This window comes from Bradyrhizobium sp. USDA 4354 (assembly GCF_054060315.1).
Map to the genome: position 1 here is coordinate 4,342,085 of NZ_JBSSDC010000001.1, position 22,702 is coordinate 4,364,786.

18 protein-coding genes are annotated in these 22,702 nt (G+C 64.5%); 15 read left to right on the plus strand and 3 right to left on the minus strand.

Annotation, left to right across the window (positions count from 1 at the left end; translation table 11 throughout):
- Positions 1–182: 182 nt before the first annotated feature.
- From fliL to ACVIIV_RS19755, 5 genes are all read left to right on the plus strand, one after another.
- Positions 183–680 (plus strand): flagellar basal body-associated protein FliL, encoded by a 498-nt coding sequence (fliL, locus tag ACVIIV_RS19735; protein ID WP_456745651.1) that lies wholly within the window; start codon positions 183–185, stop codon positions 678–680.
- A gap of 19 nt (positions 681–699) precedes the next feature.
- The gene (gene fliM, locus ACVIIV_RS19740; RefSeq protein WP_456745652.1) at positions 700–1,902 is read left to right on the plus strand and encodes a flagellar motor switch protein FliM; all 1,203 of its coding nucleotides are present in this window, start codon (positions 700–702) and stop codon (positions 1,900–1,902) included.
- Positions 1,899–2,345 (plus strand): DUF6468 domain-containing protein, encoded by a 447-nt coding sequence (locus ACVIIV_RS19745; RefSeq protein WP_025037380.1) that lies wholly within the window; start codon positions 1,899–1,901, stop codon positions 2,343–2,345. The genes fliM and ACVIIV_RS19745 overlap by 4 nt, the downstream gene beginning before the upstream one ends.
- 9 nt (positions 2,346–2,354) lie before the next feature.
- Complete coding sequence (locus ACVIIV_RS19750) at positions 2,355–3,116, plus strand: MotE family protein (RefSeq protein ID WP_456745653.1); 762 nt, start codon at positions 2,355–2,357, stop codon at positions 3,114–3,116.
- A gap of 600 nt (positions 3,117–3,716) precedes the next feature.
- A complete protein-coding gene (locus ACVIIV_RS19755; protein WP_456745654.1) occupies positions 3,717–3,914 on the plus strand; it encodes a hypothetical protein in 198 nt (65 codons plus the stop codon).
- 24 nt (positions 3,915–3,938) lie between these two features.
- Here ACVIIV_RS19755 and ACVIIV_RS19760 read toward each other — a convergent pair whose 3' ends face one another.
- Positions 3,939–8,042, minus strand: coding sequence for a VCBS domain-containing protein (locus tag ACVIIV_RS19760; RefSeq protein ID WP_456745655.1), 4,104 nt, complete (start codon positions 8,040–8,042; stop codon positions 3,939–3,941).
- A gap of 394 nt (positions 8,043–8,436) precedes the next feature.
- On the opposite strand from ACVIIV_RS19760, the gene ACVIIV_RS19765 reads away from it, so the two are divergent.
- From ACVIIV_RS19765 to ACVIIV_RS19775, 3 genes are all read left to right on the plus strand, one after another.
- On the plus strand, positions 8,437–9,063 hold the full coding sequence (locus ACVIIV_RS19765) for a FecR family protein (RefSeq protein ID WP_456745656.1): 627 nt from the start codon (positions 8,437–8,439) through the stop codon (positions 9,061–9,063).
- Positions 9,064–9,160: 97 nt separating this feature from the next.
- The gene (locus tag ACVIIV_RS19770; protein ID WP_456745657.1) at positions 9,161–10,012 is read left to right on the plus strand and encodes a tetratricopeptide repeat protein; all 852 of its coding nucleotides are present in this window, start codon (positions 9,161–9,163) and stop codon (positions 10,010–10,012) included.
- 232 nt (positions 10,013–10,244) lie between these two features.
- The gene (locus tag ACVIIV_RS19775) at positions 10,245–13,991 is read left to right on the plus strand and encodes a tetratricopeptide repeat protein (protein ID WP_456748777.1); all 3,747 of its coding nucleotides are present in this window, start codon (positions 10,245–10,247) and stop codon (positions 13,989–13,991) included.
- 193 nt (positions 13,992–14,184) lie between these two features.
- On the opposite strand, the gene fliP is transcribed toward ACVIIV_RS19775, so the two are convergent.
- Both fliP and ACVIIV_RS19785 read right to left on the minus strand, forming a co-directional pair.
- Positions 14,185–14,943 (minus strand): flagellar type III secretion system pore protein FliP, encoded by a 759-nt coding sequence (gene fliP, locus ACVIIV_RS19780; protein WP_456745658.1) that lies wholly within the window; start codon positions 14,941–14,943, stop codon positions 14,185–14,187.
- On the minus strand, positions 14,940–15,914 hold the full coding sequence (locus ACVIIV_RS19785; RefSeq protein WP_456745659.1) for a flagellar biosynthetic protein FliO: 975 nt from the start codon (positions 15,912–15,914) through the stop codon (positions 14,940–14,942). Before ACVIIV_RS19785 ends, fliP begins: the two co-directional genes overlap by 4 nt.
- Before the next feature lie 353 nt (positions 15,915–16,267).
- Between ACVIIV_RS19785 and flgB the strand changes: the two genes are divergently transcribed.
- The 7 genes from flgB to cckA all read left to right on the plus strand — a co-directional run bounded on the left by flgB (position 16,268) and on the right by cckA (position 22,511).
- Complete coding sequence (gene flgB / locus ACVIIV_RS19790) at positions 16,268–16,672, plus strand: flagellar basal body rod protein FlgB (RefSeq protein ID WP_456745660.1); 405 nt, start codon at positions 16,268–16,270, stop codon at positions 16,670–16,672.
- 36 nt (positions 16,673–16,708) lie between these two features.
- Positions 16,709–17,134, plus strand: a complete 426-nt coding sequence (gene flgC / locus ACVIIV_RS19795; protein WP_456745661.1) for a flagellar basal body rod protein FlgC — start codon at positions 16,709–16,711, stop codon at positions 17,132–17,134.
- A gap of 17 nt (positions 17,135–17,151) precedes the next feature.
- A complete protein-coding gene (fliE, locus tag ACVIIV_RS19800) occupies positions 17,152–17,460 on the plus strand; it encodes a flagellar hook-basal body complex protein FliE (protein ID WP_122402438.1) in 309 nt (102 codons plus the stop codon).
- Positions 17,461–17,629: 169 nt separating this feature from the next.
- Complete coding sequence (fliQ, locus tag ACVIIV_RS19805; RefSeq protein ID WP_011088555.1) at positions 17,630–17,893, plus strand: flagellar biosynthesis protein FliQ; 264 nt, start codon at positions 17,630–17,632, stop codon at positions 17,891–17,893.
- 17 nt (positions 17,894–17,910) lie between these two features.
- The gene (gene fliR / locus ACVIIV_RS19810; protein WP_027575944.1) at positions 17,911–18,681 is read left to right on the plus strand and encodes a flagellar biosynthetic protein FliR; all 771 of its coding nucleotides are present in this window, start codon (positions 17,911–17,913) and stop codon (positions 18,679–18,681) included.
- A 13-nt stretch (positions 18,682–18,694) separates the two neighbouring features.
- Entirely contained in the window at positions 18,695–19,774 is a 1,080-nt protein-coding gene (flhB, locus tag ACVIIV_RS19815) for a flagellar biosynthesis protein FlhB (RefSeq protein WP_456745662.1), read from the plus strand.
- A gap of 154 nt (positions 19,775–19,928) precedes the next feature.
- On the plus strand, positions 19,929–22,511 hold the full coding sequence (gene cckA, locus ACVIIV_RS19820; RefSeq protein ID WP_456745663.1) for a cell cycle histidine kinase CckA: 2,583 nt from the start codon (positions 19,929–19,931) through the stop codon (positions 22,509–22,511).
- Positions 22,512–22,702: the final 191 nt, after the last annotated feature.

Consider the following 22,702-nt stretch of genomic DNA (forward strand, 5'->3'; position numbering starts at 1 on the left):
AGCCATGTTTGCCCGGCAGATTTTTCCTAGCTGAGGCCCAATCGAAAGGTTCCGTTAACCATTATTACCGTAGCGTTTGCGTGCAAGAGGAGCGCATTGCGCTGGGACATTTGTATCGCGTCACTGTCTGCCAGGAGGCTTCGCTCTTTCGACCCTTTGAGAGATGAACGAGCGCGGCAACCATGGCAGAGAATGAGGAAGGCGGCGCAGCCGCTGATGGCGCGGAAGCCGCTCCGCCGAAGAACAAGCTCAAGCTCATTATCATGGTCGTCGGTGTGCTCGCCGTCATTGGCGGCGGCGCCGCGACCTGGTTCTTCTTCTTCCGTCATGGCGAGGGCGAGCACCACGCCGAGGCCGCGCCTCCACCGAAGCCGCCGGCCTTCGTCGACGTCCCCGACATGATGGTCAACCTCGCCGGCGCGCCGGGCGAGCGCGTGCAATATCTGCGGCTGAAGATCGTGCTGGAGCTGAAGGAAGAGAAGCAGATCGAGGCGATCAAGCCGACGATGCCGCGCGTCACCGACATCTTCCAGACCTATGTGCGCGAACTGCGTCCCTCCGACCTCAACGGTTCCGCGGGCATCTTCCGCCTCAAGGAGGAACTGACCAAGCGCGTCAACGCGGCAGTCGCCCCGATCCAGGTCAGCGCGGTGCTGTTCAAGGAAGTCGTGGTCCAGTGAGCATGACGGACTAAGGATCATGGCGGGCAACGACCAAGTCGACCAGGATGCAATTGCCGCCCAGTGGGAGGCCTCGCTCGATTCCGAGGATCCCGCCGAGGCGGCAAAGGCTGCCGCCGAGAACGAGCTATCGGAGACCATGGCCCTGCAATGGGCGGCCATGGTCGAGGACGGCAGCCGCGATCTCGGCAATGGCAAGAATTCCGGCGAGCGGGTGCTGTCGCAGGAGGAGATCGACAATCTCCTCGGCTTCACCGTCGGCGACGTCACGCTCGACGATCATTCCGGCATCCGCGCGATCATCGATTCGGCGATGGTCTCCTACGAGCGTCTGCCGATGCTCGAAATCGTCTTCGACCGCCTGGTGCGGCTGATGACGACGTCCTTGCGCAACTTCACCTCGGACAACGTCGAAGTCTCGCTCGACCGCATCACCTCGGTGCGTTTCGGCGACTACATGAACTCGATCCCGCTGCCTGCCGTCCTCACCGTCTTCAAGGCCGAGGAGTGGGAGAACTTCGGCATGGCGACGGTCGATTCCAACCTGATCTATTCGATGATCGACGTGCTGCTCGGCGGCCGCCGCGGCACGAGCCAGCTCCGCATCGAGGGCCGGCCCTACACCACGATCGAGACCGAGCTGGTCAAGCGGCTGGTCGAGGTGGTGCTGTCCGACGCCGAGCAGGCGTTTCGGCCGCTATCGCCGGTGACCTTCACGATCGACCGGCTCGAGACCAATCCGCGTTTCGCCGCGATCAGCCGTCCCGCCAACGCCGCGATCCTGGTGCGCCTGCGCATCGACATGGAAGACCGCGGCGGCAATATCGAGCTGTTGCTGCCTTACGCGACCATCGAGCCGATCCGGGGCGTCCTGCTCCAGATGTTCATGGGCGAAAAGTTCGGCCGCGACCCGGTCTGGGAGGGCCATTTCGCCACCGAGATCGTGCAGGCCGAGATCGCCGTCGATGCCGTGCTCTACGAGGCCGACATTCCACTCAAGCAGCTGATGCGGCTCAAGGTCGGCGACACGCTGCCGCTGGACATGCGCGCCGATGCCAACGTCACCGTGCGCTGCGGCGACGTCACGCTGACCGAGGGACGGATGGGCCGGGTCGGCGACCGCGTCGCGATCCGCGTGACGAAACCCTTGCGCAAGCCAAGTACGACACTTGCGATGTTCGAGAAGGTGGACGAGCAGAACAAGATGATGGAGGCCCCATGAACCACTCCCTGGGAATGGCGATCGAAACGCTGGTGGCTATCCTGCTGATGCTGACGATCGTCTACTGCGTCATGCTCAACAAGCGGCTGACGCGGCTGAAGGCGGACGAGCATTCGCTGAAGGCCGTCATCGGCGAGCTGATCACCGCGACCGAGATCGCCGAGCGCGCGATCGGCGGGCTGAAGCTCGCCGTGCGCGACGTCAACGAGAACCTGGGCAGCCAGCTCGCCGCCGCGACGCAGATGTCGGACCAGCTCTACAAGCAGCTCGGCGAGGCCGACAACGTCGTGCGGCGCCTGTCCAAGATCGCGATCGCCGCGCGTCCCGTGACCAATCCGGAGACGGTTGCCGCGCCCGCGGCCAAGCCCTCGTCAGCAAAGGCGGTCGCGGCTGCGGCCGAAGCCTTTTCCGAGCGCCGCCGATCCAACGGCCTTGCCGCATGAAGTCTGGGTATGAAGTCCTTTCGTAACATCCGCGTCATTCCGGTCGTCCTGGTTGCCGTCGCAGGCCTCGCCACGCTGAAGGTGGCGGGCCTCGCGATCAACGGCGGCTATGTCTTCGACTACAAGCCCAATCAGACCAAGAAATCCTGGGCGCAGGAGAACCTGAATTTCCCGACCGGTCGCGAGGACCCCGATATCACCGGATCGACCCATGGTGCGCCGAAGGAGGCGCCCAAGCCCGCCGCGCCCGAGACCAAGCCCGAGGGCACCGTGGTCAAGGTGGAGGACGGCCAGCCGCAGGTCTCGGCCTCGGAGCGTGCGATCCTGGAACGGTTGCAGGCCCGACGGCAGGAGATCGAGGCCCGCCAGCGCGAGATCGACATTCGCGAAAGCCTGCTGAAATCGGCCGAGAAGCGCATCGAGAACAAGGTCGAGGAGATGAAGGCGGTGGAGACCCGCATCTCTGCGACGCAGGCCGAGCAGAAGGCCGCCGAAGCCCAGCGCATGAAGGGCCTCGTGACCATGTACGAGGGCATGAAGCCCAAGGACGCCGCGCGGGTGTTCGACCGGCTCGAGATGGGCGTGCTGATCGAGATCGCCTCGGCCATCGCGCCACGAAAAATGTCGGACATCCTGGGGCTGATGTCGCCGGAGGCCGCCGAGCGGCTGACGGTCGAGATGGCCCGCCGCGCCAATGGCGGCGGCGATCAATCGGCCTCGGCCGTCGATCTGCCCAAGATCGACGGCAAGCCGACGCAAAAGCCGAATTGAGGGCTCGAGGCGAAGCGTGCTGTTGCGACCTGCGCGTTGTCGCGTGGTCGTCGACTCGAGCCCAGCGAGACGCCTTCCGTGCCTAGTTCGCGAAGGCCTGCTGCACCCTGCGAACGGGCGGGCGCAACTGCTTCTCCGCCAGAGGGAGGATATCGACCTGCTGCTTGATCAGCGCCGCCTTTGTGACGCGGGTCACGAGCTGCAGGGTGCTATGGCAACAGGAACACTCATATGTTTTCAGGGCATATCCTCTGGCGATCGGAACGATCGCTACGACCGCTCTTGCCCTGCTACACACAATGCAACCGGCTTCTCCGCTCATTGATTACCCCCAAAGCTAACCAATGCGATTCGCATCGCCGAGGTCACATCTGATTCAGAGTCGCACGCGAACCGCAACACCCCGAAGGTTGTGAGTGCGCGCGCTCAGCAACTCGTCACGGCGGCAGATCAATGTCCCGTGGCGGATGCAGCCGAAGCAGCCGGCATCCTCTGGGACTGCGATGAGTTGACGCGCGCAGGTGTGAAGTGGCGTACAGTGGCGCTCAAGGCACCGTCCTACGCTTCGGCCAGTCGCAATCGGCAGCGCAGGAGGAGGTCATGAACTACTCGTCCGCCGCAGAACGCGTCATCAAGGCCGTCAACCGGCTGCTCATAGCGGCGATGACATCCGCGTGGAGATCCGCGCTGATCCATCAGCATGCAGCGCCGCCGGAACGCGACGACGGCAACGATGATGAATTTTCTCTCGACGAAGCGAACTCCTCGGCGCCCGAAGGCGCCGGCAAGCAACATTGAAAACGCAATCGGCTTGAGGGCGTCTCACACGATCAGATCGTGCAGCACATGGCCGTGAGCTGTACTTGCCCCATGAGGCGGATCAACATCGGGCGGAGATGGTTCAGCCATGAACGCCAGTTCGGACCCGTGGAATCCTCCGGCGTGGCCGTGATGCCCGGCGAGGTCCGAGAGATGATCCGGCACTGCGCTGTGCTGTGAACCCTGCGAAGCGTTATCCTTGAACCGGAATGACTCGCCGTGTTGCTGCGTCTCGCTTGCAAGCGAATGGCTGGCGCCTCCGGTCGATGACTTCAGGAGGCTTGGGTTGAGCGCTGTGTCCGCCGTTTCACCGCTGCTAGGACCGTGGGCATGAGCCGACGGGGCGGCGTTTCCCGGGGGCGAGACGCCGTGATTGCCGGCATCGCTCCCCAGCGCAAGCCCGTGCCCGGCGTGCTGTTCGGCGGGATTGTGGGCAGAATTCAGCGCGGCGATGGCGATGTCAGGCAACTGGCCACCTCCGGCAATCGCGCCATTTTTGCCAACCGCCGAGGCTGTGTCGGGCCCCGTCAAGTGGTCGAAGACAAAGCTGGCCTCCGTCGGTGCGGTCATCTGCTGCACGATCGTAGACAGTCCGCCGGTTGAGGGAGCTACCGCGTCAGTGCGGGGCGTTTCGATTGCGAGCGTTTGCACTTCGTCTGAACTGGAGGGGCTGGAATATTCGGTCCATCCAATCTGATCCCAGCTTGAATCAAGGCTGTAGGTCGCCTCGGTTGATAGGGTTGTCGATCTCCCGTCGGAGAGGAGCGCGCCGTCGCCGCTTCCGGAATCGGCCGAGATCCCTGAAGTGGTCGCTATCACGTCGGCCGCATCACTCTGCACGGTTGCGGTGAGGTCGGTGAGCTCGCTGGCAGCCGCCATCACAGGTGCCGCCGCCGGCGCCAGGATGAAGTCCGACGCGTCGATGGTTGCAATGCCCTGCAAATGGACTTCGAGCAGACTGGAATCGCCGATGTGCAGGGTCTGGTCCGTTGGATTGACGTACACGATGGTTTCATTCGCCGCGCTGTCATAGAGCCAGGCGATCGTATGTGCCGGCACGGCCGTGCTGGTTGAGCTCAACGCCAAGATGGCGAACCCAAGCGCGCCAAAGGCGGTCAGGTCGATCTTGTCCGCGCCCGACGCGAAGTCGGTGATGGTGTCGAACTGGCTTGCGTTGGAATCGGCTACGAACAAATATGCGAAACGGTCGTTGCCATTGCTGCCCGTGAGTTGGTCCGCACCAAATCCACCGGTTATGGTGTCGGCGCCGTTATTGCCGTTGACTGTATCGTTGCCCGAGCCGCCGTAGATGACGTCATCCCCATCGTTGCCCTTGATCGTGTCATTGCCGGAGCCGCTATAGAGAACGTCCGCTTTGCCGGTCCCATTGACCGTATCACTGCCGGCCCCCGCATAGACGATCTGACCGGTGTCGCCGCCGCCGGCGATGGTTTCGCTCCCCGGCGTTCCATACACGTTGGGGGGATCGGTGATCACGACGGATCCGGTGGCCAGGTTGTCAAAATCGTTGGGGTCTGCGTCGCTGGCGCCATGAATGGCGACGGTCACCGTCTGCGTCGTGCCGTCGATGGCAGTTACCGTGAAAGTGTCGGTCAAGGTGTCGCCGACGTCGAGCGCCTGAACCACGCTGTTGTTGTTGTCGAGGGTGTAAGTCCATACGCCGGCTGCAGTCATCGTGAAGGTGCCGTACCCGCCGTCACTCGCAGTCTGCGAAGAGACCGCGGTGAACGTGTTCGGCGCGTTGTCGACGTCTGTATCGGTGAGCGTGCCGGTCGCGATGGGAATGCCGGGCGAGAAAGTTCCTGCCTCGGTCACTGAGCCGGTCGTGGTGCCGGAAATGATGGCCGCGTCGTTGCTGCCGTGAATGGTGACCGTCACCACCTGCGGCGTGCCGTCGAGGGCTGTGACAGTGAAACTGTCGGTGAGCGTGCCGCCGACATTGAGCGCCTGCACCGCCGCGCTGGCGTTGTCGAGCGTGTAGGTCCACACGCCGGTAGCGGTTAGCGTAAAGGTGCCATAACCATTCGTGCTTGCCTTGGGCGAACTCACCGCGGTGAAGGTATTGGACGCATTGTCGACGTCGGCGGCAAAGAGCGTACCGGTTGCGCTCGGGCTGCCGGGTGTCGCATTGGCAATGCCGCCGGCCTCGGTCACCGAAGCGGTCGTGGTGCCGGAAATGACGGCAGCATCGTTGGTGCCACGGATGGTAATCGTCACCACTTGGGCGGTTCCGTCCAGAGTGGTCACCGCAAAGCTGTCGGTCAGCATCTCGCCGGCATTGAGCGCCTGCACCGTACTGTTTGCGTTGTCGAGCGTGTAGGTCCACACGCCGGCTGCTGTCATGGTGAAGGTGCCGTAGCCGGCGGCGCTCGTCGTCGGCGAGCCGATTGCCGTGAAGGCATTTGCGGTCGTGTCGACATCGGTGTCGGTGAGCGTGCCGGTCGCGGTAGGCGTGCCGGGGCTTGCATTGGCGATGCCGCCAGCCTCGATCACAGCGCCGGTGGTCGCGCCGGAGATGATCGCCGCGTCGCTGGTTCCGTGGATGGTGATCGTCACCACCTGGGCCGTGCCTCCGATCGTGGTCACCGTAAAGCTGTCGGTCAGCGTCTCGCCGGCATTGAGCGCCTGCACTGCGAGGTTCGAATTGTCCAAGGTGTAGGTCCACACGCCGGCAGCCGTCATCGTGAAGGTGCCATAGCCACCGGCGCTCGCTGTTGGTGAGCTCACTGCGGTGAACGTATTGGGCGGATCGTCGACGTCGGTATCGGAAAGAGTTCCGGTCGCAGTCGGCGTGCCGGGCGTTCCATTGGCAATGCCGCCAGCCTCGATGATCGAGCCGGTCGTGGTGCCGGAGATGATTGCAGCGTCGTTGACACCGTTAATGGTGACCGTGAACGTCTGACTCGCAGAATTGAGGCCGTCGGAAACCGTGATAACGAAACCGTCGGTCGTGGGCGCCTTCAGCGCGTTGATCGCGACGCTGTTAGGCACGAACGTGTAGGCGCCGCTCGTACTGTTGACGTAGAGCGTCCCGTACGGACCTGGCTTTGACAGATCGTATGTCACTCCGCCGAGGACCGTCTCGCCGGCGGTCGCTCCTATGACGCCAAAGGTCAGCTTGGCGCTGCTGCTGGTGCTGCTGGCAGCGAAGATTCCGCTTGTCGCAGTGAATGTATCAAACACCACCGTATCGAGCTCGGTTGGCCCCGCTCCGGTGCTGAGCGTCGGCGGTATAGGGTCGAAAATGGGAATAGCGAATGGTGACACAGGCGCCAGCAAATTTTGCAGCGCGGGCGCGTCGGGCTGAATGAAATTGATCGGCTGCAGCGACTGGTTTTTGACGAAGGGAGGCGTGCTCGAGCCATGTGGCCCCTGTCCTTCCAGATTGGCGAGCAGGTCCTGCTGCGCGGCGCGCAACTCGTCCATGCGAGCGGCCGTGTTCGCGACCTGATTGACGCTGATGGTGGATCCCACCCTCTTGACGACGATCGTCTCGCCGGGATCATCGACGATGATGTGTCGCGGGATCCGCTCCTTGGTCACGAGCTCGAATGCGCCGTGCGCAAGGTCTTTGTAAGTGATGGAGTCGTCATCCAGGAATGTGACATCCGGGTCCGCGGCCTCGGCATTTTGCGTGACCGAGAAAGTCAATGCTGCAAGCGTCAGCATTCCGAAACCGCCCGCGTGACTCCGGGCGCGGATGCCTGCAATCGGTGTATTCAGCTGGAGAGACCCGGTTTCTGCCAGCCGGCCCGGTACGAAACTGAAGCTCCCTCGGGTCACGTCGAACAGGGCTGTAGGTGACGTGCCGTCGACGTCGAAGACGAATTCGCTCAGCGCTACGCGAGTGCCGTGGAAGATGTTAAAGAAAGTACCGTCGATGAAGCGAAGCGTGATCTGTCCGTCGACATCGGTCTCTATCACGTCAGCCCGGTAGACGGGTGCGCCGGCTACGGCTTGCGTGGCGACGCCACTGGCTCGCGTGAGCGTGCCGCAGCCGATCGCTGTATGAATATGGCCAATGATTTGGCCGGGCAGGGCCGCAGCGGCCCCATTATCAATCTGGACGCCGGATGCAACTAACATGGCTCGACCTCGCCTGGGTGATCGATTCAGGCTCGGCGTGCTGCCATGGTCTTTTCGGGGCGGCCCTCGCCAAGGGACAAATATCCTGGGCGCTGGCAGCCGAAGGCTTGCCCGCCGAAATCATCAAGTCTGATCCAGAGAGACGCATGGCGCGGGGGACGGCGGTGCGTATGCCATTCCCGGCGTATCCCTCCCGCTAAAGTGATTAAATTGACAAACGAGACGTATTTAATTTGTGGCGCTTTCGTAGCGTTGCGGTAAATTAAGCCGATTAAACTAATTAAACAAGAATTTATTTATGCTGGCGGCGCTTCGCGGTTCAAGAAATGAGCCGCCGATAGCGACAGGATCTTCTCGGAAAGGGCGGATCATGTGCAGACTTACGATAGCCGCTTTGGCGACCGGCTTGGTCTTGGCGCTCGCCAATTCTCTTCCGAGTGCGGCTCAAGCCCAAATTGATTCCGTCAAGCCCGCCGTCACCAGCTCGTCGTCGAAACCGATCGGGAAGGTGGTCGCGGCCACGGGCTCGGTCACGATCGAACATGCGGCCGCAGTGGTCGTTCAGGCGAATATCTCGGGTGAGCCCGGCCGGGCCAAGACCGGTGATCCCGTATATCTCGGTGACGTGGTGCTGACCGGGGCCGATGGCCGAGTCGGAATCAACTTTACCGACGGCAGCTCGTTCAATCTATCGAGCAACGCCCGTATTGAGTTGGATCACTATGTGTATGAGCCGGCCGGCAAGTCCAATGCGACCCTGTTCAATCTCGCCAAGGGAACGTTCACGTTTGTCGCGGGCAATGTCGCCAAGACTGGTGACATGAAGGTCGATACTCCCGTCGCCACGCTGGGGATCCGAGGCACGACGCCGCATATCGAGATTTCGGATGATGGGTCAGTCAAATTTTCGACCCTGATCGAAGAGGGCGAAAGTAAGCTCCTGAAGAAGCCGCCGACATCCGCGACGCCGAAGCCCGATCGACGCGCCGATCGCAGGCTCAACATCTGCCGGGGATGCTGAGAGGTTTGCTTGATCTGAAGCCGCCGTGATGCGGGCCGGGCAGATAGACTGGGATTAGCGCTTCGTTCACTCGCGGAGTTTGGCGGCTGGTGTGAAAATGACAAGAGCCAGTGTCATCAAGGCAGTGATGCTCATTCTCGTCATTGTGCTGTCCGGTTCGTCGAGCTTGGCGCAGAAGCCGAAGAAGGGCAGCTCACTCAAGAATGTGGAGCTGTGTAACGGCTCAGATCGCGTGTCGCCCGAAGCTCGGATCGACGGCTGCACGGCGTTTATCGATGCGGGCGAGGGGAGCGCAAACGGCTTCGCCGTCGCCCACAACAACAGGGGCAATGCCTACAGCGCCAAAGCCGACTACGAGCGCGCGATCAAGGATTTCGTCGAAGCGACCAGGCTTAACCCGAATTATGCGAAAGCCTTCAACAACCTCGGCGTGGTCCATCTGAGAATGGGCTCGCATGACCTCGCTGTTGGCGCTTTCGAGGAAGCGCTCAAGCTCAACCCCAACTATGGCGCTGCTTTTGCCAACCGTGCGGCAGCCCACTTGAAGAGGAATGCGTACGACCGTGCAGCGCAGGACTATGACGAGGCAATTCGCCTTGACCCGAAGCTGGAGGCGGCATGGAGCGGACGCTGTTGGGCCCGAGCCGTCCTTGGCGTTTTGCAGGCTGCGCTGGAGGACTGCGAAATGGCGCTTCGATCGGGAGCAAACGATGCCGCAACATACGACTCGCGCGCCCTGATCAATCTGAAAATGGGACAACTCTCCGCGGCTATCGATGACTACAACTCAGCGCTGCGGTTCGCGCCCAAGCTGGCGAGCGCGCTCTACGGTCGCGGGATAGCCAGATTGAAGCTCGGCGACAGAGACGGCGGCAATAGCGATATCTCGGAGGCCAGAAGAATCGACGCTGGAATCGGCGAAGACTTTGTCCGCTATGGGGTGCCGTGAAGGGACTGACCGACCGCGACGGCACTGTCGTGCAGATGTTAACAACTCCTTAACCGCCTGCGTCTCAAATCCAAAACTGGCGGATCGGCCCCCGCTCGATCCGGCACGGCGCGCTGCCCGCAACGCAAATCAAGATAGAGCATTAACAAGTCCTTAATTGGCGAGACCTACAGTCGACGGCACCGCCGGCGCCATGGCCGGCACGACCGCCGAACTGGAAGAAATGCTGCCAATGGCGCGAGAGGCTGCCGCTGGATTTGTGTCGCGAGCCCGCGCGTTGGCACGGGGCTTGTCGCGTCATGTCCGCAAGGCGACCTTGCTGGCGGCCTGTTTCCTGATTGGCCTTGCGGCGTCGGCCCGGGCGGCCGATCCGATCAGGGGCGAGGCGACGTTCTCCGCCGGCGGCGGCTTTGCCCGTCTGGTCATCAAGCTCGGCGAGGACGTACCCTCCGAGGTGACGACCGCAGGCTCCATCCTCATCATCCGTTTCGACCGGCCCGTCGATGTTCCCGTCGACCGGGTTCCGGAAGGCGCGCCCGACTACGTCAACTCTGCCCGCCGCGACCCTGACGGCGGCGCCATCCGCCTGTCGCTGGCGCGGCGCGTCACCGTCAACACCATGAACGCCGGCGAGCGCACCTTCGTCGACCTGCTGCCCGAGGGGTGGAAGGGACCGCCGCCGAGCCTGCCCATGGACGTGGTCAAGGAACTCGCCGAGCGCGCACGCGTGGCCGAGCGCGCGCTGCGCGCCCAGCGCGCCGCCGCCGAGGCCAAGAAGCGTCCGCAGATCCGCGTGCGTGCCTCGGTGCAGCCGACCTTCGTGCGCTTCGTGTTCGAGATGCCCGACGGCGTCGGCGTCTCCTCCGTGCTCAACGAGCAGAAGCTCACGCTCGTCTTCAACGCCAACCTCAATTTCGATCTGGCGGACGCGGTCGTCGCAGCGCCGCCGAACGTCGCCTCGATCAAGCAGAAGGCCGATATCGACCAGACCAATGTCGAGATCGCGCTGATCGGCGATTCCGACGTGCATTCGTTCCGCGACGAGAAGAACTACGTCGTCGACGTTTCCTTCCAGCCCGACAAGGGCAAGTCGGCCGCGACGCCCGAGGCGGCGATCGCGCAGATGAAGCCTGCCGGTCAGGGACCCGCACCTGCGCCGGAGAAGCTGGCCGCCGAGAAGCCGAAGGACGCCCATCGCGAGATCGCGTCGCCCACGTCAGAGACGATCGCACGCGAAGCCAGGATTGAAGTGAAGCCCGAGGCGAAGCCGGAATCGCCCGCCACAATGCCGGTCGCCGAAGCGCCGAGGCCGGCACTGGCGCCCGCGACTGAGGCTGCGAACGCTGCGGAAGCGCCCAAGGAGACAGCCAAGGAAGCCCCGAAGCCCGCGCCGGTTGTTGCCGAAGCCCCGCCCGCGCCCGCCAAGCCTCTGGTTGCCGAAGCGCCCAAGGAGGCCGTGAAGGAAGCGGCGAAGGAGCCGGTCAAGGAATCCCCGAGGGCCGCCTCCGCCGAGACGCCCGCCGCCCCGCAGCCGGCCGTGGCCAGTGTCGATGCGCGTCGCGACAGCGACGGCTTGCGCGTCACGTTCCCGCTTCAGGTTTCAACCGCTGCGGCGGCATTCCGCCGAGGCGATACTGTCTGGCTGGTGTTCGACACGCCGAAGCCCATCGATGTGGAGGCGATCCGCAGCAAGGGCGGCGCCATGATCGGCGAGGTCGGCCGCATCCCGCTCGACAAGGGGCAGGCGGTACGCATCCGTCTCACCCGTCCGCTGGTCTACTCGCTGACGAGCGAGGAGGTCGGCAAGGAGACCAACTGGATGCTGACGCTCGCCGACAAGATCCAGGCGACGCCGCTGCCGCTGATGATGTCGCGCAACATCACCGATCCCGCGCTTGCCAATATCGCGATCCCCTTCGCCAATCCGGGACTCCTGCACAAGCTCACCGATCCCGATGCCGGCGACACGCTCTATGTCGTCACCGCGCAGCGGCCGGTGCGCGGCTTCATCAAGCGACAGGACCTCGTCGATCTCTCGCTGCTGGAATCCGCGCACGGCATCGCGATCCGGGCGAACTCCGACGAGGTCGGTGTCGAGGTCGGCTCCGACAAGGTGATTCTCGGCAAGAAGGGTGGATTGACGCTGTCGCCAGTCGACATCTCGGCCGAGCGGGCGCCGACCGCGGTGCGCCCGATCTTCAGCCCCGAAGGCTGGCGCAAGGGCCAGTCGGAAAACTTCATGGTGCGCCAGAGCGAACTGATGACGTCGATCTCGGCCGTCGAGCCCGCGCTGCGTTCGCTGCCGCGGCTCGATCTCGCGCAGTTCTACATGTCGCGCGCCATGTATCACGAGGCCAAGGCCGTGACCGAATTGATGCTGACCGATCCCCTCAACAAGGAGGAGAGCGGTGCCCTGATCATGCATGCGATCGCGAGCATCCTGATCGGCCGGCCGGCGCAGGGCCTGAAGGATCTCGCCAATCCCGTGATCGGCAACAGCCACGATTCCCAGCTCTGGAAGGCGCTCGCCTATGCGCGCCAGGGCAAATGGGCGGACGCGCGCGAGAAGTTCAAGAACGTCGAATTCGCCATCGCCTCTTTGCCGCTCGACATCCAGCGCATCGTCACGATGGACGCGATGCGCGCATCGCTCGAGGTGAAGGACTATGCCGGCGCCTCCAAGCGCCGCAGCGAGCTCGAGGTGGTTGGTGTCCCGCCTGAGGCTGCACCCGCCTTCGCCGTGTTGCGCGGCCGGCTCGCCGAAGCGCTCGGCCACGACAAGGATGCGCTTGACGACTACAAATTCGCGGTCGCCTCGAACGACCGTCCGGCCGCGGCCGAGGCCAAGCAGCTCGAGGTCGCATTGCGTCAGAAGCGCGACGAGATCGGCAAGGAAGAGGCGCTGCGCGAGCTCGAGACGCTGTCGATGACCTGGCGCGGCGACGCGATCGAGGTCAAGACGCTCCAGATGCTGTCGCGGCTCTATGCCGAGAACGGGCGTTACAGGGACGCGCTCACCGCCGCGCGCACCGCGACAAGGCTCCAGCCGAACGCCGAAGCCTCGCGTCAGGCGCAGGATCTCGCCTCCGACCTGTTCACCCAGATATTCCTCGGACCGAAGGGTGACGAGCTGCCGCCGGTCGAGGCGCTCGGGATGTTCTACGAGTTCCGCGAGCTGACGCCGATCGGCCGCCGCGGCGACGAGCTGATCCGCCGGCTCGCCGACCGTCTCGCCTCGATCGATCTGCTCGACCAGGCCGCCGAGCTGCTGCAATACCAGGTCGATCATCGCCTTGAGGGCGCCGCGCGCGCCCAGGTCGCCGCGCGCCTGTCCATGATTTATCTCGCCAACCGCAAGCCCGACATGGCGATCACCGCGCTGCGCGCGAGCCGCATCAGCGATCTCTCCGGCGAGCTCCGGCAGCAGCGCCTGCTGCTGGAGGCGCGCGCGCAGAGCGACGTCGGCCGTCACGATCTCGCGCTCGACATCGTCTCCAACGTCTCCGGGCGCGAAGTGCTGCGCCTGCGTTCCGATATCTTCTGGGCCGCACGGCGCTGGCGCGAGTCCGCCGAGCAGATCGAACTCTATTACGGCGAGCGCTTCCGCGACTTCAAGCCGCTCAATGCGGTCGAGAAGAGCGACATCATCCGCGCCGCCGTCGGTTATGCGCTCGCCGACGATTCGATCGGCCTGTCGCGCTTCCGCGAGAAATACGCGCCGCTGATGAGCGAGAGCGCCGACCGTCTCGCCTTCGACATCGCCAGCAAGCCGGCCGCAGCCTCCAGCGCCGAATTCGCCGAGATCGCCAAGCTCGCCGCCAGCGTCGATACGCTCGAAGGCTTCCTGCGCGAGATGAAGCAACGCTTCCCTGACGCCACCGCCCGCGCACCCGGCGCGCCGCAGGCCAAGCACGAGACCGAGCACACCGGCTCGCTGCCCGCGATTCCAGTCGTGCGGCAGATCAAGATGACGCGGTAGGCTCGGCTACCGCGCAAAGCGCGGCCCTTGACGGCTCCATATCCCCCGTCATTGCGAGCGTAGCGAAGCAATCCAGAGTCTCTCCGCTGCGGCAGTCTGGATTGCTTCGTCGCGAGGGCTCCTCGCAATGACGGGAGGGAGCGGTGAGGATCGCCGAGAGTGGAGGGGATGCAGGCATCGCCCGAAGCCCGCCTCACCCCCCGTAACTCTGCACCAAGCTTCCCGCCACCAGCGACCAGCCGTCGACCAGCACGAAGAAGATCAGCTTGAACGGCAACGAGATCGTCGCCGGCGGCAGCATCATCATGCCCATCGACATCAGCACGGAGGCGACGACGAGGTCGATGATCAGGAAGGGCAGGAACAACAAAAAGCCGATCTCGAAAGCGCGCTTCAGCTCGGAGATCATGAAGGCGGGGACGAGAATGCGTAAAGCGAGATCGTCGGGCGTCGCCGGCGGCGACTCGCCGGAGAGATCCAGGAACAGCTTGAGGTCTTTCTCGCGCACGTTCTTCTGCATGAAGCCGCGCAAGGGAACTGAGGCGCGCTGGAGCGCGTCCTCGACGCCGATCTGGTTGGCGACGAGCGGGCGGATGCCCTCGTCGTAGGACTTCTGCAGCACGGGGCCCATCACGAAGAAGGTGAGGAACATCGCCAGCGCGATGATCACCGAGTTCGGCGGCGCGGTCGCGGTGCCCATCGCGGTGCGCAGCAGCGAAAGCACCACCACGATGCGCGTGAACGACGTCATCATGATCAGGATCGACGGCGCGATCGACAGCACCGTGAGCAGCGCGATCAGCTGGATGGCGCGCTCGGTGACGCCGCCGCCGCCAGCGCCGCCGCCGAGATTGATGCTGATGTCCTGGGCATGCGCCGGCATCGCGAGCGAGGCCGCGCCGATCAGGATAGAAAGGAAAACAACTCTACGCGGGAGGGCCGGCAACCTCACGAAGACGGCTTCGGACGGCCGAGCAGGGAGGCCATTTCGTCTTCGAGATTTTCAAAGCTGGTCTTTTCCGCGGCCGGCTTTGCAGGCGGGGTCGGTGGCGCCGGCGGCTCGCTGCGTGCAGCGCGCGCGGGAGCGGGCGGCGGCTCCGGCGCAACCGGAGGCGCGACCGTTTCGCCGGCCGGGCGGCGCAGGGCAGCCTCTAGCCGCTGCGCCATTTCGGCGAGATTCTGCTCGGCGCTCGAGGGCGCAGCAGCAGGTGCTGGCGGTGGAACGGGCGGAGCCTGCGGCACGGGCGGAGGAGGCGGTGGTGCAGCGGCGCGCTCGGTGCGCACTGGCGGCATCTTCATCGGCTCGCTCCCGCGCGGCGGACGCGGCATCAGCGGCGGCTCGCCTCGGGGGACGCGCGGCGGCAGCGGCTCGGGCCGTGGTTCGCGCTCCGGCCGTGGCGCGATCGGCTCCGGCGTAAAGCCTCCCAGGGGCGGCTCGCTGCGGCGTTCGGCCAGTGCAGGAGCAGGCCGGCGAACCTCGTCAGCGAAGGATGGGCGCGTGGGCCGCGGCGGCGGTTCGGGCATTTGCGGCTCGGGATGATCGAGCAGTTCGGGGCGCGGCGCTTCGTCGGCCCAGCCGGCGGCATCGGGCATGGGGGCGAGGCGCGGCGGTTCGGCGGCGCTCGGACGTTGCGGCAGCTGGTCGCGGCTGGGAGCGGCGCGAACGATATTGGGCTCGACGACGATGTCGGTCGGGCCGCCGATCATCAGCAGGTGCTCGACATTGTCACGCCGGACCAGCACCAGGCGGCGCCGGCCGTCGACCGCGGCAGCGTCGATCACGGCGAGGCGGGGCATCCGGCCGCGCTGGGTATTGGCGCCGATCCGGCTAGAGGCGAATCGGCGCACCAGCCAAGCAGCGACGCCGATCAACGCCAGAACGACGATGAACGCGACGATGAAGGTGATAGGGCTGCCTTGCATACTTGTCCCCGACAAATGGCGCTTTTCTCGTGCCCATGGTCGGATTCACCAACCACCGGCGGACGATGCCCCAAAACTGCGATTTCTTAACGTTCCACGGCAAGTTTTGCCGTCCCCAACTCTTAATAACCCATGAATCGCCCGATCCAAAACGACTTCTTGCCCTGTGCACGTGCCGCCAAACGGTTGGGTTAATGCCACTTTTCGCGGCGTAGAATCACGGGGACGCAAGATCGTGCCTCGCTCGGGGGCATGCGTTACGAGCGTCCTTAACCAGCTGTTAACCATACAGGCGGCAAATTCTGCCTAGCTTCGGACCTCAGGGTCCGTGACGGGCGGAAGGAGCCGCGACGATGTCCATCAACGACCTCCCGGTGCTGTCGGCGCTTCGGACCAAGATGCAGTGGCACCAGGAGCGCCAGCGCGTCCTGTCCGAGAACGTCTCCAATTCCGACACCCCCAAGTTCCGGCCGCGCGACCTGGTCGAGCCGAAGCTCGACAAGACCGGCGCCGTCACGGGATCCATGGGGCCTCTGGCCCTGACCCGTACCAGCGCCTCGCACATGATGCCATCAGGCGCGGCTTCCGCATTCGACCAGAACAAGAATGCGGGCTTTGAGACCCGCCCTGCGGGCAATGCCGTCAATCTCGAGGAGGAGATGATGAAGGCCGCCAGCAACCAGATGGACTATGCGGCAGCGACCTCGCTCTATTCGAAGAGCCTGCGCCTGCTCAAGACCGCGATCGGCAAGGGCTAGGCGTGATCGGGGAACCAGGAGAGCGAAAGGTGCATCATGGCGAATGACAGCAGCGACTTTGCCCGCTCGATGGCGATCGCCACCTCCGGTCTGCGCGCGCAGGCCGGGCGCATGCGGGTGATCTCGGAAAACATCGCGAATGCCGATTCGACGGCGCAGGCTGCCGGCGGCGATCCCTATCGGCGCAAGGTTCCGACCTTCTCCTCCGCGCTCGACCGCACGCTCGACGCGCAGGTCGTCACGCTCGGCAGGATCAAGCCCGACCAGTCCGCCTTCCGCGTCAAATACGAGCCGAACAATCCTGCGGCGGATGCGAGCGGCAACGTCAAGTATCCCAACGTGAACTCGGTGGTCGAGATGACCGACATGCGCGACGCGCAGCGGTCCTATGAGGCCAATCTGAACATCATCAGTGCGACGCGCCGGATGATCCAGCGCACGCTCGACATCCTCAAGAGCTGAACAGGACATCTTAAGCCATGGCATCACCGACAATCGCCGCCAATGCTTACGCCAATCTCGCCCGCGTGCTGGAGAACAGCGGCGCCGGCAAGGGCAGCGAGCCGAGCGGGCAATCCTTTGCTTCGCTGCTGAAGGACGCCGTCGGCAGCGTCATGGAATCCGGGCGCAAGTCCGACGCGCAGACGGTGGCGATGGCGGCCGGCAAGGCCAACGTGATGGACGTGGTGACGGCGGTCGCCGACACCGACGTCGCGGTGTCCACGCTTGTCTCGGTCCGCGACCGCGTGATCGCGGCCTATGAAGACATCATGAAGATGCCGATTTGATTTTTGCGCTGGCGCTCGCCCCGATCGTCATTGCGAGCGCAGCGAAGCAATCCAGAATTTCTCCGCGGCGGCAGCCTGGATTGCTTCGCTTCGCTCGCAATGACGGGGGAGATGGCGTTCGTTCCTCGCCGCGGTGGCGAGGATGAAGATGGAATAAGGAATTCTGCAAATGACCGGACCCGAGACCCTCGACGTCGCGCGTGATGCGATCTGGACCATCGTGATCGTGTCGTCGCCGCTGATGGTGGTCGGCCTCGTGGTCGGCGTCATCGTGTCGCTGTTCCAGGCGCTGACGCAGATCCAGGAGCAGACGCTGATCTACGTGCCGAAGATCCTGGCCATCTTCGCCACGATGCTGCTGGCGCTGCCGTTCATGGCCGACTCGCTCCATGCCCACATGCTGCGGATCTCGTCGCGAATCATCGGTGGCTGAGGCACAATGCGCCCGATATGCGCATCGACGTCTCGCTGCTGCCGGCGCTCGCCGCTTCCTTCATGCTCGCCTTCGCCCGGGTCGGCGCGATGGTGATGTTGCTGCCTGGCCTCGGCGAGACCAACATCCCGACGCGGATCAAGCTGTCGATCGCGCTGCTGCTCACGCTGATCATCCTGCCGCTGCATCGCAACGCCTACCAGGTCGACATGGGTTCGCTGGCGCCGCTGCTCGTGCTGATGCTGCATGAGATCGCGATCGGCATCGTGCTGGGCGCGACCGCGCGCGTGACGTTGTCGGCGCTCCAGGTTGCGGGATCCGTGATCGCGCAGCAGATGGGGCTCGGCTTCGTCACCTCGGTCGATCCGACGCAGGGACAGCAGGGCGTGCTGGTCGGCAACTTCCTGACCATGCTGGGGGTGACGCTGCTGTTCGCCACCGACAGCCACCACCTGGTGATCGCGGCGCTGAACGACAGCTATACGATCTTCTCGCCGGGCGAGACCGTATCGAGCGGAGATGTCGCCTCGCTGGCAACGCGCGCCTTCGCCGCCGCGTTCCGCCTCGGCTTGCAGCTCTCCGGGCCGTTTCTGGTGTTCGGCCTCGTCTTCAACATCGGGCTAGGCGTGCTGGCGCGGCTGATGCCGCAGATGCAGGTCTATTTCGTCGGCGTGCCGCTGTCGATCTTCGCAGGCTTCCTGGTGCTCGCCGTGGTGCTCACCGCGATGATGGGGACCTTTCTCGACTATTTCATCGGTGTCATGCACCAGATGATGCCGCTCAAGTGACAGGGGTCGATCGATGGCGGAAGACAACGATCCCGAAAGTCAAACAGAAGACCCGACGCAAAAGCGCCTCGACGATGCGCTCGAACGTGGTGACGTCGCCAAGAGCCAGGAGATCAACACCTGGTTCATGATGGCGGGTGGCACGCTCGTGGTGTCGACCTTCTCGGGCTCGGTCGGCAGCGGCCTGCTGACGCCGATGCGCAACCTGCTCGCCAATTCCTGGATGATCAAGACCGACGGCAAGGCTCTGCTGGCGCTGACGCAGCAGATCGAAGTTGCCGTGCTCGCGGCGGTCGGCGTCCCCCTCTTGATGCTGGCGCTGGCGGCGATCGCCGGCAACATGCTCCAGCACCGCCTGGTCTGGTCGGCCGAATCCCTGAAACCCAAATTCAACAAGATCTCGCCCGGCGCCGGCTTCAAGCGCATCTTCGGCAAGCAGGCGGCTGCCAATTTTCTCAAAGGCATCGGCAAGCTGGTCCTGCTCGGCGTGGTCATGACCATGATCCTGTGGCCGGAGCGGCATCGCATGGAGGCGATGGTCAGGCTCGATCCGGCAGCCATGCTCGGCGCCACCACCAGCATGACCATCCATCTGCTCGGCGCGGTAGTCGCGGCGCTCGCGATCGTCGCCATCGCCGACTATTTCTTCCAGTACCGCAGCTGGTTCCAGCGGCAGAAGATGTCGCTTCAGGAGATCAAGGAAGAGTACAAGCAGTCCGAAGGCGACCCGCACATCAAGGGCAAGATCAGGCAGCTGCGGCAGCAGCGTGCCAAGAAGCGCATGATGGCGGCGGTTCCCAAGGCCTCGGTGATCATCACCAACCCGACCCACTATTCGGTGGCGCTGTCCTACGAGCGCGGCATGACCGCGCCGATCTGCGTCGCCAAGGGCGTCGACAACCTCGCCTTCAAGATCCGGGAGATCGCGCGCGAGCACGACATTCCGATCGTGGAGAACGTGCCGCTGGCGCGCGCGCTCTACGCCACCGTCGACATCGACCAGGAAATCCCGACCGAGCACTATCATGCCGTCGCCGAAGTCATCGGCTACGTCATGCGGCTGAAGCGCGGATTCAGCGCCGGGCGGGGATAAAACACCCGAAAAGTACCGGAAATGGCCGTAATCTGGGAATCAGGGTACCTTTCGCCCCTGCTGCCCTTGCACCTCAGGGTCCGATTCAGGCAGGGAGGACCCCGCGCGCCCCGTAGCGCGTTGATTCTCTGCCGACAGGCTGCGCCAGCTTGAGATGACCGCCGAGACCGACCACGACCTCACACGCGAGCCCGTTGCGGCGCACGAGCCGTCGCCGCGCTCGGGCAGCATTGCGCTGGTGCTGCTGGTGGCCGCCGGCCTCGTCGCGGTCGCCGTCGGGCTGATGACGCTCGGCCGCGCGCAGGCGCAGCCTTATATCCTCGGCATCCTCGCCGTGCTGGCGATGGTCGGCCTGTTCAACCTGTTCGCCTTCGCCGCCGGCATCATCCGCTTCGCGGACCGCAATCTCGATGATCCGGTCGTGGGTCGGATCGCCGATCATGGATTCGACGGGCTGGCCGTGACCGATTCGCGCGGCCACGTGGTCTATTCCAACGCGGCCTATCTGACGCTGACCGGCGCCAGCGGCCCGCAGGACGTGCGCCCGGTGGAGCGCGTCTTCATCGGCAACCCCGACGTCTCAGAAGCGGTGTTCCGCCTGCTCAAGGCCGCCCGCGAGGGCAAGCGCCAGCAGGAAGAGGTGCGCATCTCCGGCCATGACGGCAACCAGGGCCGCTGGCTGCGCATGCGCGTGCGCCCGCTCGGCACCGGCAAGCGCGAGGCGAAATACGCGGTGTGGTCGATCGCCGACATCACCCGCGACCGCGAGCGCCAGGAGGACGTGTTCCAGGAGCTCCAGCACGCGATCGAATATCTCGACCACGCGCCGTGCGGCTTCTTCTCGGTCAATCCGGCCGGCGAACTCGCCTATGTCAACGCGACGCTGGCGAACTGGCTCGACTACGACCTCGCCGAGATCGGCTCGGGCGGCCTGAAGCTCACCGACATCGTCTCCGGCGACGGCGCCTCGCTGCTGACCTCGATCGTGGCGGTGCCGGGCGAGGTGAAGACCGAAGTCTTCGACATCGACCTGCGCATGCGCACCGGCAAGACCATGCCGGTGCGGCTGTATCACAAGCTCGCCTTCGGCGCCGACGGCGCGCCGGGGCCGTCGCGCACGCTCGTGATCAGCCGTGCCCGCGACGAGCGCAGCGATCCCGACCGCGCCGCCGAAGTGCGCTTCATGCGTTTCTTCGACCACACGCCGATGGCGATCGCGACCGTCGATCGCGGCGGCAACGTGGTGCGCGCCAACGCGCGCTACGCCAAGCTCGGTCAGGCCCTGGGGCTGGACAGCGCTTCCAAGTCGATCTTCCGCGCGGTCAATTCGCGCGACCGGCACCTTTTGATCGCGGCCATCAACCAGGCCGCCGAAGGCAAGGCCGACATCGCGCCGGTCGAGGTGGCGCTGGAAGGGGCCAAGGAGCGCTGGGGCCAGTTCTTCGTGACGCCGGTGGATGCGGCCGAGAACGAGGCGGAAGCCGCCATCGTGCACATGCTCGAGACCACCGAGCGGCGCGCGCTGGAGAACCAGATCAACCAGTCCCAGAAGATGGAGACGGTCGGCCAGCTCGCCGGCGGGATCGCCCACGACTTCAACAACGTGCTCTCCGCCATCATGATGGCGAACGACTTCCTGCTGAACGCGCACAAGCCGACCGACCCGTCGTTCCAGGACATCATGCAGATCAAGCAGAACGCGACGCGCGCCGCGACCTTGGTGCGGCAGCTGCTCGCATTCTCGCGGCGGCAGACGCTGCGGCCGCAGGTGCTCGATCTCGGCGACGCGCTGTCCGATCTCACCATGCTGCTGCGCCGGCTGATCGGCGAGAAGGTCAAGCTCGACCTCGTCCACGGCCGTGACCTCTGGCCGGTGAAGGTCGACGTCTCCCAGTTCGAGCAGGTGATCGTCAACCTCGCGGTGAACGCGCGCGACGCCATGCCCGACGGCGGCAAGCTGAGCATCCGTACCGCCAACGTCACCAGCGACGATGCGGGTAAGCTCGCCTACAAGGGCATGCCCGCGGCGGATTATGTGCGGATCGAGGTCGCCGACACCGGCACTGGCATTCCCGCCGACATCCGCGACAAGATTTTTGAGCCGTTCTTCTCGACGAAGGAAGTAGGCAAGGGGACCGGACTCGGCCTGTCCACCGTCTACGGCATCGTCAAGCAGACCGGCGGCTTCATCTACGTCGATTCCGAGCCGGGGCAGGGCACCTCGTTCCACATCTTCCTGCCGCGCCATATCGCCGAGCCGGAGGTGCAGGTCGAGCAGCCGGCGGCGGTGGTCAGCGCGACCAACGGCGCCGCGAAGGAGGCCGCGCCGGCCGCGGAGGCCAAGCCGCGCACCGATCTCACTGGCCAGGGCACCATCCTTCTCGTCGAGGACGAAGAGGGTCTGCGCGCGCTCAATGCTCGCGGCCTGCGCTCGCGCGGCTACACCGTGGTCGAGGCCGAGAACGGCGTCGAGGCCATGGAGGTGCTGGAGGAGCAGGGCGGGGCGATCGATCTCGTCGTCTCCGACGTCGTCATGCCCGAGATGGACGGCCCGACGCTGCTGAAGGCGATGCGGGAAAAGAACCCCGACATCAAGTTCATCTTCGTCTCCGGCTATGCCGAGGACGCCTTCGAGAAGAGCCTGCCCGAAGGCCAGCAGTTCGACTTCCTGCCGAAGCCGTTCACGCTGAGCCAGCTCGTTGCGGCGGTGAAGGAGACCATGACGAAGCAGGGGTGAGGGCAGCGTCCGCATTTCTCCGTCATTGCGAGCGAAGCGAAGCAATCCAGACTGCTCCCGTGGAAAGATCCTGGATTGCTTCGTCGCAAAGGGCTCCTCGCAATGACGTGGTGAGAGAGTTACGCCTCCAACGAGGAGGAAAAGCGGAATTCCGGTTGTATAGCCGCCGGTGACTTGAGACCACGGTCCGC